10 protein-coding genes and 1 tRNA gene are annotated in these 13,795 nt (G+C 35.5%); 6 read left to right on the top strand and 5 right to left on the bottom strand.

Annotated elements, in window-relative coordinates; translation table 11 throughout:
- Window positions 1–42: 42 nt before the first annotated feature.
- The 5 genes from FFWV33_RS13270 to FFWV33_RS13250 all read left to right on the top strand — a co-directional run bounded on the left by FFWV33_RS13270 (window position 43) and on the right by FFWV33_RS13250 (window position 4,578).
- Complete coding sequence (locus FFWV33_RS13270; protein WP_108741354.1) at window positions 43–801, top strand: DUF4369 domain-containing protein; 759 nt, start codon at window positions 43–45, stop codon at window positions 799–801.
- Between the two features lie 45 nt (window positions 802–846).
- Window positions 847–1,206 carry a TlpA family protein disulfide reductase gene (locus FFWV33_RS13265; protein WP_159086025.1) on the top strand — a complete coding sequence of 120 codons (360 nt, stop codon included), beginning with the start codon at window positions 847–849 and terminating at the stop codon, window positions 1,204–1,206.
- Between the two features lie 331 nt (window positions 1,207–1,537).
- Window positions 1,538–1,619 (top strand) — tRNA-Tyr (locus FFWV33_RS13260).
- A gap of 347 nt (window positions 1,620–1,966) precedes the next feature.
- Entirely contained in the window at window positions 1,967–3,487 is a 1,521-nt protein-coding gene (locus FFWV33_RS13255; RefSeq protein ID WP_108741352.1) for a DEAD/DEAH box helicase, read from the top strand.
- A 437-nt stretch (window positions 3,488–3,924) separates the two neighbouring features.
- Window positions 3,925–4,578 carry an oxidoreductase gene (locus tag FFWV33_RS13250; RefSeq protein ID WP_108741351.1) on the top strand — a complete coding sequence of 218 codons (654 nt, stop codon included), beginning with the start codon at window positions 3,925–3,927 and terminating at the stop codon, window positions 4,576–4,578.
- A gap of 326 nt (window positions 4,579–4,904) precedes the next feature.
- Here the strand turns inward: FFWV33_RS13250 and FFWV33_RS13245 are convergent, their stop codons facing one another.
- From FFWV33_RS13245 to FFWV33_RS13225, 5 genes are all read right to left on the bottom strand, one after another.
- A complete protein-coding gene (locus FFWV33_RS13245; RefSeq protein WP_108741350.1) occupies window positions 4,905–7,955 on the bottom strand; it encodes a DNA polymerase III subunit alpha in 3,051 nt (1,016 codons plus the stop codon).
- A gap of 1,143 nt (window positions 7,956–9,098) precedes the next feature.
- Entirely contained in the window at window positions 9,099–10,277 is a 1,179-nt protein-coding gene (gene dinB, locus FFWV33_RS13240; RefSeq protein ID WP_108741349.1) for a DNA polymerase IV, read from the bottom strand.
- A 302-nt stretch (window positions 10,278–10,579) separates the two neighbouring features.
- The gene (locus FFWV33_RS13235; RefSeq protein WP_108741348.1) at window positions 10,580–11,278 is read right to left on the bottom strand and encodes a pseudouridine synthase; all 699 of its coding nucleotides are present in this window, start codon (window positions 11,276–11,278) and stop codon (window positions 10,580–10,582) included.
- Between the two features lie 123 nt (window positions 11,279–11,401).
- Window positions 11,402–12,091 (bottom strand): SIMPL domain-containing protein, encoded by a 690-nt coding sequence (locus FFWV33_RS13230; protein WP_108742552.1) that lies wholly within the window; start codon window positions 12,089–12,091, stop codon window positions 11,402–11,404.
- Window positions 12,092–12,140: 49 nt separating this feature from the next.
- Window positions 12,141–12,779 carry a rhomboid family intramembrane serine protease gene (locus tag FFWV33_RS13225; RefSeq protein ID WP_108741347.1) on the bottom strand — a complete coding sequence of 213 codons (639 nt, stop codon included), beginning with the start codon at window positions 12,777–12,779 and terminating at the stop codon, window positions 12,141–12,143.
- A 113-nt stretch (window positions 12,780–12,892) separates the two neighbouring features.
- Here FFWV33_RS13225 and FFWV33_RS13220 point away from each other — a divergent pair, with 113 nt between their 5' ends.
- Window positions 12,893–13,777 carry a lysophospholipid acyltransferase family protein gene (locus tag FFWV33_RS13220; RefSeq protein WP_108741346.1) on the top strand — a complete coding sequence of 295 codons (885 nt, stop codon included), beginning with the start codon at window positions 12,893–12,895 and terminating at the stop codon, window positions 13,775–13,777.
- Window positions 13,778–13,795 lie beyond the last annotated feature (18 nt).

The raw sequence follows: 13,795 nt of genomic DNA, 5'->3' as shown, positions 1-13,795 counted from the left end.
AATACTTTTGTTCACTTAACGTAATAACTAATTAAAATTGTAATGAAAAAAATATTTTTTTTACTTTCTGCTTCTCTTTTATTAATTTCTTGTAATAAAGACAAGTACACCGTTTCAGGAACTATCTCAGGAATTGAAAACGGAAAAACCATTATCCTTGAAACACAAGACGAAAGCGGAATGGGATTAAAATCAATTGATACTGTAAAAGTTGAAAATGGTAAGTTTGTATTTGAAGGTAAAGCTTTAGAACCTGCTTTCCATACGTTGCAAATTGAAGGAGTACAAGGAAAAGTACCTTTTATCCTTGAGAACGGTGATATTGTAATCACAATAAACAAAGACAGCATCCAAAACGCTAAAGTTTCAGGATCATATAACAATGATGAGTACGTGAAATTCAATGAAGAGATTAAAGTAATCCAAAAGAAATTAATGGATTTCCAATCTCAAAACATGGAGAAAATGAACGCTGCTCAACAATCAAAAGATACTGTAGTAATCAATGGTTTAATGCAAGAGTTCTCTAAACTTCAAGAAGAAGTTGGAAATGCATCTAAAACTAAATATGTTGGATATGCTGAATCTCACCCAAAATCGTTAATCAGTGCTTTGATTATTCAAGGTATGTTAAACGATCCTAGTGCAGATATTAAAAAAGCAGAAGGAATCTACAATGGATTTGAAGAATCTTTGAAAAACACTAAACCAGGTAAAGCAATCAAAACTAAACTTGCTGAAATTAAAAACCCAGGAGTTGGGGCAGCTTTACCAGCGCCAGCAGCTGCTGAAGGTAAATGAAGGACAGATTTCTCGGCTCCTAATCCAGAGGGAAAAGTAATCTCTTTGAAAGAAAGCCTAGGAAAAGTTACTATTGTTGATTTTTGGGCTTCATGGTGTGGACCATGTAGAGTCGAGAATCCTAATGTTGTAGCCATCTATAAAGATTTACACTCAAAAGGTTTAAATATAGTTGGAGTATCATTAGACAAAGACAAATCAAAGTGGTTGGAAGCTATCGCAAAAGATAAGTTAACATGGACTCATGTTTCTAACCTTAAGTTTTGGGATGAACCAATTGCAAGACAATATAAGGTTGAATCTATACCAGCTACTTTTATTCTTGATGCATCAGGAACCATCGTTGCAAAAGATTTAAGAGGAGATGCACTTAGAGCCAAAATTGTTGAACTTTTGGCTAAATAATTCTTCATCATATAAAAAATTAAAAATCTCCCTCGTGGAGATTTTTTTTTGCCTGTAAGCTAAAGTTGATACCGTAGCACCATTTAACTGTTTTATGATTGATGGATATTTCGAACACTAAAAACAACTTCATCTCCCCTATTAATCATTCAATTTTACATACATAACACCAATATAAAAAAGAGCTGTTCTTATATTTTATTCTATTTCAATACTTTAAAAATCTAAACTGAAATTATCTCAAATTAACTCTCAAATTTGTTTGTTAAAACAAAAAGTATTGCTTTATTTGCCGTCAATAACAACAATAGTCGATGTTATCAAAGGCCTCGGGGAGATACTCAAGCGGCCAACGAGGGCAGACTGTAAATCTGCTGACTACGTCTTCGTAGGTTCGAATCCTACTCTCCCCACTTAAAAAAAGCTGCAATTTTATTGCAGCTTTTTTCGTTTTTTACTTGCCCACTTATGAGGCTGCAATTTACAATTATGTCTAGCTACCCAATTAGTTAACCATACCTCTTACATTCAATTTTTGAAACAACTCTTCCCTACTACACCTAAATCCTATAATAATGTGCTTGAATTGTATAAAATAATGATAGCTAAAACGGTCTACTTTTATTTTTTGAAACCAAATAAATAAATGTATCTAACAGCCTGCGATAGTATTTGAAATTTTGACCAAAATATTTTGGTATTAGCACACAAATTAGTGTGATTTTCGAAAAAAATACTGCAGCCTATTAATATAAAGATTATGAAAAATGCCATTCAAAATGCGACCTTGTTTTATGATTATCAGCAAAAAGATATCGAAACAATATTTACAAATATAGAAAGTAAACCAAATCAGAAAGTCGTGTACCAATTGCCAACAGGTGGTGGTAAAACGATGATATTTTCTGAGATTACTCGAAAGTATTTATCCCAATACAACAAGCAGGTGATGATTTTAACACATCGCAACGAACTGTGCAAGCAAACGTCTAGCACTTTAAAAAAACTGACAGTGCAAAATAAGATCATTGGTAGTAAAACTAAAAATTTTAAAACCAATGCGAGCTGTTATGTGGCAATGGTCGAAACCTTAAGAAACAGAATCAAAGACAAAAAAATCAATACTAAAAATGTTGGCTTGCTTATCATTGATGAAGCGCACCATAACTCTTTTAGAAAACTAACTAAGAAATTTAAAAACGCCTTCATAATAGGAGCTACTGCAACGCCATTTAGTTCAGATGTTTCTAAACCTATGAATACCTACTATGATAGTTTGATTACAGGCGAAAGCATTTCAAATTTAATTGAAAATGGTTTTTTGGCTAAGCCAAAGTCATACGCATACGAAATAGAACTTAACACCTTGAAAACCGGAATACATGGTGATTTTACCGTTAGTTCGTCCAATGATCTCTATGGTTCTGCGGTGATGCAAGATCTACTTTTACAGACATACAAGGACAATGCAAATGGTAAAAAAACCTTGATTTTCAATAACGGTATTGCTGTTTCAAAGCAGGTAGAAGAAAATTTTAACGCTGCTGGTATTCCAGTGAGGCACTTAGACAACAAAACTACGGATGAGGAGCGAAAAGAAATCTTGCAATGGTTTAAAAAGACAAAAAATGCGGTACTGACTTCGGTTTCTATATTAACTACTGGTTTTGATGAACCGACCGTGAAGCACGTGATTTTGAATAGAGCAACTACTTCTATCACTTTGTATCACCAAATGGTGGGACGTGGCGCGAGAAGATTAGCATCAAAAAAGACTTTTGGAATCACTGATTTAGGAAATAATATTCAGCGGTTTGGTGCTTGGGAAGCGCCGTTGGACTGGAAATATATTTTTGAACACCCAGATGACTTTGCCAAACAATTACACTATCAAGTGGTAGGCAACGCTTCATCACAATCGAATGCTATTACTGCTGAAATGCGAAGCCATTTCCCCAAAACGTTAGAATTGGCTTTTGATATAGACAGTCATTTTCAGGAAGCAATAGATATGGACAAAAAGCATAAAACTGTTATACAAGAATCAATTAGACAGCAAGCAAAAATGTGTTTGGACAATGGTGAAAGCTTGAGTCATGCACTTGAATTGGCGGCAATTTTAAATCCGGAGGTTCAGTGGCGCGTGAAGCAGTATGTAAAATGCCTAGATAGCGCCAGTACTAGTTACAAAAGTTGGTTAATGGAAGATTATCAAAATCGATTGGAAGGCTTGATTAAAAAGTTATATCCAAAAATACATGCTCAAAATCAGCTTGTTTAAAATTTTCAGTCTGTCTCATTTAAAGTATATGCTATTTAATGATTATCAATTTCTGGATTTTTAATTATAAAAAGTAGGCAACTGTCGCAGATTAAATATAGCTATTCATCTAAACGATTAAAAATCTATTTTGCTTCTGCCTTCTGATTAAATATCATCCTTAGAAAAAATTAATAGAAAACCTTGTAGAGTTTAAGCAAGTTTTTACTTGATTCGTATAGAAGTCCTTCATTAAAATACTAGCTTTGGACAGCATAACTAATTACCAAAATACATTAAAAAATAGAAGTAGTCTTTATAAAAAAAAATCTATCGCTTAGTAAAATGCCTTATTAACTAGGACTTAAAAAGCCTCAGGCTTTTAACAAATCGTTCAAGATTAAAACAAATAGATTAGAATTTAAACAATCATTTTAGAAAAACTAAAAAAATAAAATATGAAAAAAGCAATCCTTTTTGGCGCAAGTGGTTTTATTGGATCCCATTTATTGCAAGACTTATTGAATGACGCAGAGTATGAACAAATAACTATTGTTGTTCGAAAATCAGAAAATATAAATCATCCCAAACTAAAAACATTGATTGGCGATTTTAATTCCTTACCCCAATTGAAAGAGAGCCTCATTGGAGATGATGTTTTTATTGCATTAGGTACCACAAAAAAACAAACTCCTGACGAAAAGAAGTATTATCAAATTGACCATGATTATCCTGTATTAGCAGCAAAACTAGCGCAAGAAAATGGAGCAACAGCTGTGTTTGTCGTTAGTGCGATTGGAGCAAATCCAAACTCTAGTATTTTTTACACTAAAACCAAAGGTGCTCTAGAACGAGATATTATTGCTTTGAATTATGAACACACGCATATTTTTCAACCTTCAATGCTACTCGGAAGTAGAAAGGAAAATCGTCCAAGTGAAAAAATATTCATAAAAATATTTAAAGTAATCAATTCTATATTTATTGGTAGCCTAAGCAAATACAAAGGGATTGATGGTAAAGACGTTGCTAAAGCAATGAACAATGCAGCCAAAAAACAATCCGATAAGGTGATGGTTTATCAATGGAAAGAAATGAATAGTTTGTTATAAAAATAACAAACAGTTCGCTACCTACTATTATTGAAATCACATGTTTTTTTTTAGCTAATTTTTCTAAAAAATCTGTAATCAATTTTCAGGTACACTTTTATTTTAATGATCCGTAATACATATAAATTCGGGTATTATGTGCATTTAAAATGCAGCAAAAGCGCATAAAGAATTGATCTTAAATTGTTTGATTAAACATGATTCCATTTAACGCTATTAGATTTAACTTTTCAATTTGCTTAGTCTTCAATTTTATATTTGCCTCAAGCAAAATGTGGATTAAGGGATTAAATAAAAACGGAATAATAACGGTTTAATTTTTCATTCTAACTCAAGTTCATTTTATTTCTAGGCAAATTAATCTTATGTGCTTGCGGATAAGGCGCTCTTTGCGTACTGCTCACATCTTCTTTCATTCTTTGTTGCGTAATGAACTGATGGTCTTTGGAGTCTGAATACCTTGGGTCGGGCACAAAAGGTAGTTTTGCCATTTTCAAAATCGTAAGGGTTGGAAAATGGTAATCAACCTCAACAGTGCCCAATAGCAAATAGCAACCACCACCCTGAAAAGGATATACTTGCAAATTATCTGGAAAATGAGTCGTATCAAAATAAGTGCCTTCAAAATCGACCCAAGTACCAAAAAACATCGTGCCTCTAGCTGTGGGGACTTGTTTTCTCGAAATCAAATAAGCCAACATTCGAACCTGTTTTTTATGGTTTAAAGCTAAATCTTTTGCCATTACATCACCCCGAAAAGGTGTTTGCAACAAATCAAAAGGCGTAAACGAAGTGGGAAAACCTAGGAGTTCTATTTCGTCAAAAGCATCTTCAAATCGAGAACGCTCCAATTTGGGCAATTGGTACTCCTTAACCGATTCTTGCAACAAGAGCATTTGATGGTCTGTTGGAGCCGAATTAAACAGTAAACTTGCCAGAATGAGCAGTTGGTTTTTGGTTTTGCCTGTTTCGCGAAAAGCACCTATAAAAATCAATAGTTTCAAACTTTCCAATCCGATTTTTACTCGATTACAAAAGTCTTCCAACGATAAATAATCGCCTTGCAATTCTCTTTCGCGCACAATTTCTCCCGCCAACTTCTCTGCCAAGCCTTGTAAATGCATAAAACCCAAATAAATGTCATTGCCATATAAAGTGGTAGTTAATTCGCTTTTATTCACACAAGGATTATGAATGGTTCCGCCTGCCATTCTCGCTTCGTGTATGTAGACTTCTGTACGATAAAAACCACCTTGATTGTTGATGACCGCCACCATAAACTCAACCGGATAATAGACTTTGAGGTACAAACTCTGGTAACTCTCCACTGCATACGAAGCCGAATGTGCTTTGCAAAACGAATAACCCGCAAACGATTCTATCTGTCGGTAAATTTCTTGACTTAGTATTTCGGGATGACCTTGCAGGGCACAACTCTCAAAAAAATGGTCTTTTACTTTTTGTAAGGCCGCCAACGAACGTCCTTTGCCACTCATGGCGCGACGCAAAATATCACCATCGGCAGCAGGCAAACCACCGTAATGCAACGCAATCTTAATCACATCTTCTTGATAAACCATAATACCGTAAGTTTCGCCTAATTGCTCTTCGAATACTTTATGAAAATATTCAAATTGAGAAGGATTATTATGCCTGAAAATATACTCTTTCATCATACCCGACTTGGCCACACCTGGTCGAATGATTGACGAAGCCGCCACCAAAGTTTTATAATTATCACAACTTAAACGACGCAACAACCCACGCATAGCGGGACTTTCGATATAAAAACAACCAATGGTTTTTCCTTGAGCCAAAAAAGTATTGGCCAATTTTTCATTTTTCGAAAGGGAAGTGTCTCGAATATTAATCTGAATCCCTCTATTTTTGGCAACTAGTTTTACCGTATCATCAATGGTCCCAATACCACGCTGGCTCAGAATATCGAATTTTTCGAAACCAATTGCTTCGGCGACATGCATATCAAAAAGCACAATAGGAAACCCTTTTGGAGGCATTTCCAAGGGGGTGTAATTGGTAATGGGTTCTTCGGATATGATAATTCCACACGAATGCATGCTGCGTTGGTTGGGATATTTTTCTAACAACATGCCGTATTCTTGCACTTCTTGCACTACGCTATTGGTTTGCTGCAACCGCATCGGGTTTTTGGCCAAATGGTCCAATTCTTCTTTGGGTAAACCAAAAACTTTACCGACTTCTCTAAATATCGAACGGTATTTGAACTCCACATTGGTTCCACAAAAAGCTACATTTTCGTATCCGTAACGATTGAAGATATATTCCAAAATCACGTCGCGTTCTTGCCAGCTCCAATCAATGTCAAAATCGGGTGGACTCTTGCGGTTTTCATTCAAAAAACGCTCAAAATACAAGTCGAGTTCTATTGGGCAAATGTCCGTAATTCCAAGGCAATAGGCAATAATCGAGTTGGCGCCGCTACCCCGCCCGATATGCAAAAAACCACGACTGTTGCTGTATCGAATAATATCCCAAGTAATCAAAAAGTAACCGCTAAACTGCAATTCGTGAATCACTTTCAGTTCTTTTTGCACTCGTGCTAGAGCAATTTTATCCTTTTTTCCGTACCGCCATTCCATGCCTTGATGCGCGAGAGTAGTGAGCAACGCAATATCACTCTCGCTCGAATTGGTGTAATGTTTTTTGTTTTTTGGAGTCGCAAAATCGTATTGAAAATCGCAACTGTCCATAACCATTTGCGTATTGGCTAGCAATTGCGGATAGTCCTTGTAAACAGCTCGCAAACGCTCCTCTTCCACCATGACTTCATAGGGCGTTGCAATAGCTTCAGGAGTTAATTTGGACAACAAAACATTGTTATCAATCGCTCGTAGAATTTTGTGGAGTTGGTATTCTTTTTTAGTTCGAAAAGTCACCGGTTGTAGCACCACCATTTTATCCAGACTTCCTTTATAACCAAACAACTTCCCTACTTCTTCCGGGCGGACACCTATATATTCATTGGTTTTAAGTACCATTGGCGCTTTCGCGAAAGCGTAAATAACCATCACCGATTCAAAGGCAGGAGCTTCCATAGGCAAAGGGCTTTTATCGAAATTGTGCTTGGTCAAAAACCGATTCATCTCTGCCAATCCACTCGCGTTTTTGGCTAAACCGATGTATCGAAATTCATTATCCGAACGAAAATCAATTCCGATTATTGGTTTAATACTTACCTTTTTACATTCGATAATAAAATCATAAATTCCCGTAACGGTATTGATATCGGTCAATGCCATAGCGGTAACACCTGACCGAACAGCCTTTTCGATCAAGTCGTCAAGCGGAATCGTGCCGTAGCGCAAGGAGTGAAAAGAATGACAATTGAGGTACATAATAGGTATAAAATGATATTTGTATTTTTTATTTAACACAGATTCCACATATTTTCTCAGATAAATTAGGAAGAAATTCTGTTTTTAAAATGTTTCGTTGGGTTTGGGTTTTCGTCCGTCAGGCAATACTTGATTAATGCTTTTATTTCACGTTGATGAGTCAATAAAAAATCTGCGAAAATCTGTGTGAATCTGCGTGCCAATTTACTTTTTACTTCTCATTATTGTATTTTAGTAAAGGGGCTTCGACAAGCTCAACCTGACAAACGATACTTGTTAATGCTTTTATTTCATGTTGATGAGTCAATGAAAAATCTGCTAAAATCTGTGTGAATCTGCGTGCTAATTTACTTTTTACTTCTCATTGTTGCTTTTTAGCAAAGGGGCTTCGACAAGCTCAGCCTGACAAACGATACTTGATTGATGGTTTATTTCATGTTGATGAACCAATAAAAAATCTGCAAAAATCTGTGTGAATCTGCGTGCCAATTTATTTTTCACTTCTCATTGTTGTTTTTTAGTAAAGGGACTTCGACAAGCTCAGCCTGACAAACGATACTTGATTGATGCTTTTATTTCATGTTGATGAGTCAAGAAAAAATCTGCGCAAATCTGCGAAATCTGCGTGCTAATTTACTTTTTACTTCTCATTGTTGCTTTTTAGTAAAGGGGCTTCGATAAGCTCAGCCTGACAAACGATACTTGATTGATGCTTTTATTTCATGTTGATGAGTCAAGAAAAAATCTGCGCAAATCTGTGTAAATCTGCGTGCTAATTTACTTTTTACTTCTCATTGTTGTTTTTTAGCAAAGGGGCTTCGACAAGCTCAGCCTGATAAACGATACTTGATTAATGCTTTTATTTCACGTTGATCCCGCAGATTTTAGCAGATATACCAATAAAAAATCTGCATGTTGAACTATTCTAAATTTTCAACTCAGAGCAAACGCATAGGTCTAAAAACTGACACGACCCGAGCGAAAGCAAACAGGCGAAGCAATTGCACAAACTTAGTACTATCAATAAAAAATTAGTGTAATTTGATTTTCAAAATCTCTTAATTAGTACTAATCTGTGTAATTGGTGTCCAAAAAAATGGTAGTATGATTATCTTGAATGAAGTACTAAAACCATAATCAACCCTAATTCCGTTTCAAAATAACATCCTTCATATTAGGTTTTAAGGCCGCACCAGCGCACCGCATGACGGCATCAAACCCATAGCGACTTTTCATTTTATCCATAGCGGCATAGAGCGACAACATCTCCTGCGTATCCTCAAAAAGGTCAATTTGATAGGTTCCGCGTACCAATCCGCTAAACCGAACTCCTACCAATCGCAACCGCATTCGGCGTTGGTAGAGCACCTCAAACAAACCCAAGACTTTTTGCGTTAGTAAATGATCAGCAGAGGTATAGGCAATTTTGCATTGCTTGGTTTCGGTATCAAAATTGGCATACCTAATTTTTACCACCACCGTCGACGTCAGCCACTCTTCGGACCGCAATTGAAAGGCCAGTTTTTCGACCATACCACACAAAATCGATTTGAGATGCGCCATATCAATCGTGTCTTGTACAAAAGTATGTTCGGTGGCAATCGACTTTCTTTCTGTATAGGGTTCAACAGGATTATTATCTATACCATTGGCTTTTTTCCAGATTTCGACACCATTTTTACCAATCATTCGTTGCAAAACCTCTGCAGGCATTTCAGACAGCGTTTGTATCGTTCGAATACCAATACGCGACAAGGTTTGAAAAGTCACATCGCCCACCATGGGGATTTTCTGAATCGAAAGCGGATTTAAAAATGCCCGCACTTGGTCTTCGGGAATGTCTAAATGTCCTTTGGGTTTTCCTTCTCCTGTTCCAATTTTCGAAACTGTTTTATTAACTGATAAGGCAAAACTAATAGGTAATCCAGTTTCTTTCAGCACGCGCTGAGCTAGTTCATTGGTCCATTGATAACAGCCATAAAAACGATCCATTCCTGTTATGTCCAAATAAAATTCGTCAATACTTGCCTTTTCGGTAATGGGTGATTTTTCTTGAATAACTTCGGTCACGGTATGCGACAATTGCGAGTAGCGTTCCATATCGCCTTTGATCACTTTGGCTTGAGGACATAGCTTCAAAGCCATCGATGTAGGCATAGCCGAACGCACTCCAAAACGTCTGGCTTCATAGGAGCAAGAAGCCACAACTCCTCTGTCTCCACCACCAATAATCAAAGGGATTCCTTCCAGTTGAGAGTTGTTCAATCGCTCACAGGACACAAAAAAAGTATCCAAATCCATATGTACAATTGCCCGTTTCATTTTGAAGTTTTTTAGACTTCAAAATTAATACAGATAGCAACAATTATAACAAAATTAGTTGTTCCAAATTATAACAACTTAATTTTTTAGAGAATAATAGAAGAAATAAACAGACAACAGAATTTGAAAAAATATTCGTAAAAAATGTTTTTTTTTATCGAAAAAAAAGATCTTCTGAAATAAAAAACTAGTCGTTTGTTATTGTAAGTAAGTTAAAAAAAACTGTTGTAATAATTAATAAGGAACCGATGAAGCACCTAACTAATTCAAACTATATCAATAGTAGCTTTTAAACAATAAAACTATTGATAACTGCTCAAATCTAGATTAAGAATTGTACCTACTTTACTAAACTCTTCGTTAATCTTTGCATTGAGAACGAGTTGTTTATTGTGTATGGGATGATCAAATATAAGTTGGTGCGCATGAAGCATCATGCCTATTAGTTCATAATGCTCCAGCCATAGTTTATTTTGCTTGTTACAGCCATGAGGACGGCTTCCTAAAATGGGATGAAAAATATGTTTGAAATGTTTTCGTAATTGGTGCATACGCCCCGTTTCTGGAATCGCTTCTACCAAACAATAGCGTGAAGTTGGTTTATTATTAAATTCTAAGGCAATTTCGGCAATTTGCAAGCGGCGAAAATAAGTAATTGCATTTTGTGTAACATTGTCATCATTGATTAAATCATAATCAATCGTTAGCTTTTCGGGCGACCATCCGCGTAAAATTGCCAAGTATTTTTTTTCGACTTCGCGTGATGCAAAGCGATCATTCATAATCTTCAAAACTTCTTTATTCAATGCAAATAACAAGACGCCTGATGTTTTGCGATCCAAACGATGTACTGGGTAAACATGCTGACCTCCTATTTGATTTCTCAATTCCTGAATAGCATACACTTTTGCATCACGTGCATAAAAAGATTTATGCACTAGTAATCCACTTGGTTTATTAATGGCTATAATATATTCGTCTTGGTAAAGGATTTCTAACATCGTGCAAAAATAGACGAGATTTCGATTAAAATCACTTTTTAGAATTTAATTATTTCGAATAAAGCCATAAAAAAACCTGTTTACTAAAGTATAGTAAACAGGTTTGTAGTATTTAAAGTGTTTTTAATCTAACAAAAAACTCACACTAACATTTGCTGTAATTTCTATTTCTCCAGCGGCCAAAGTTTCTCTTGGAGCCGATTCGGCATTCATAGCCATAGTCTTCATACGAGCATATACAGGTTGCGGATTATATCCCTGTGAATTATCGGTTATTGTCAAAGCTTTACCCACTTTTTGACCCAAAACCGACACATAATCCTCTGCTTTTAATTTGGCTTCTTTGATGGCTAGTTTTCGTGCTTCAGACTCATATTGTGCCAATTTTGACGATTGAAAAATAACATTATCAATTCTGTTAATTCCGTTATCGACCATAGCTTCCATTAATTCGTCATATTTTGACAAATCACGAAGATGGATTTCGATTGTTTGAGTTGCATTATAATTATGTTTCTTCTTTTCATAATCATACTGCGGGTTTAAGGCTACTCGTTGTGTTTTGTAATCAGCTGGATTGAGATTCATTTTTTTAATAACCTTCAATACAGCCTCAATTTGAGTGTCATTTTGCCTTTTAACTTCTTTTACGTTCGTTCCCTTAGTTTCAACGGTGGCAGTAATCAAGGCTTCATCTGGTACCACCTTTACTTTTCCTTCACCTGACACACTTATTTGTGGTACTGGCTTTATTTCTTGTGCATTTAATACAGACATAAATAATGCTGTTAAAATTAATAGTGACTTTTTCATTTTATACATTTTTAGCTATTTTCCTAGAATGATTTCAAAAGTTATGCCATTATAATTTGCCCATCTTTGCCATTACAAAAAGTATAATAATTGGGATAGTTAATAGGATTACCATAGACAAATGATCTACCACTAAACTTGGTCGAATAATCAATGTCATTAAATAACCTCCTATCGCACCACCAAAATGAGCCGTATGCCCAATATTATCATTCTTGGCTCTCATAGCATAGATCGAATACAATAGGTACAGAATACCGAATAAATAAGCCGGCATCGGAATAATAAAAAAGATTCCCAACATCATATCTGGCTGCAATAATATTGCCGAGTATAAAATACCCGTAACAGCACCCGAAGCACCAATTGCACTATAATTATAGTCGTTTTTATGAAAATATACGGTCAATAATCCTCCTACGATCAAACTCACCAAATAGACCAATAGAAACGAAATACTCCCAAGATAACCAATCACAACTGGTGCAAAGAAATACAGCGTAAGCATATTAAATGCCAAATGACTCATATCTGCGTGCAAAAAAGCAGATGAAATCAATCGGATTTGCTCGCCCGCTTGAAACCTGCCCATATGAAACTTATATTTATTAAAAAAAGCGGGATCGTTAAATCCTTTATAACTTATCAGTCCATTTGCAACAAGAATTGCAATCAAAAATATATTCATGAATAGTTGAATTTTGTGAAATGTAAAGGTACTAAATCTAAAACAGCCTAGTCATACCCTACTACTATTATATACTATTCATTTTTGCCTTATCTTTGCTAAAAAAATACTGCATGCAATTTTTGGCTTATATTATCGCTTATCCCTTTCTTTGGTTTATTTCAATTTTACCATTCCCTATATTTTATGCACTCTCAGACTGCATTTATTTCCTTGTTTATTATATCGTTGGATACAGAAAAAAAACTGTTCGATACAATCTAGCGCTAACTTTACCCCATTTAACGGACAAAGAACGGCTAGCTATTGAAAAAAAGTCCTACCAACACATGTGTGATATGTTCCTAGAGATGGTCAAAACGTTGACTATTTCTACCGAAGAGATGAACAAACGTTTTGTAGTCACTAATATCGAAATTTTAAAAGAGTACGAGAGAGAAAATAAAAGTATGGTCTTACTAGCTTCTCATTATGCAAGTTGGGAGTGGATGTTGACTATCAATGCAAAAACCACACTTAAAGGTACTGGTGTTTACAAACAAATAAGCAATAAATACTTTGATCGTTTGGTTCAAAATATACGATCAAAATACGGTACAACGCTTGTGGTTACAAGAGAGACTATTCCATACATTGCTAAGAATCAAAGAGAGAAAATTGCTTGTGTTTACGGTCTAGCAAGTGATCAGTCTCCAAAATTAGACAAAGCATTTCACTGGTATCCGTTTATGGGTATTGAGGTACCCGTACATACAGGTGCAGAGTTGATTGCAAAAAAATACAATCTTGGGGTAGAATTTATTAAGGTTCGAAAGATAAAAAGAGGGTATTATGAAGCCACTTTTGTACCGATAACAAAATTCCCAAAAGAAACAGAACAATTCGAAATCACCCATCGCTTTATTGAAGAAGTTGAAAAACAAATTCATGAGGCTCCAGAATATTACTTTTGGACACACAAACGCTGGAAACATCAAAAGATAGTAGATCTAAAATAGAATGCATTAAAAAACCCT

Origin of the sequence: Flavobacterium faecale (genome assembly GCF_003076455.1) — a bacterium.
Taxonomy (GTDB): domain Bacteria; phylum Bacteroidota; class Bacteroidia; order Flavobacteriales; family Flavobacteriaceae; genus Flavobacterium; species Flavobacterium faecale.
This window is presented reverse-complemented; position numbering and strand designations above follow the sequence as displayed.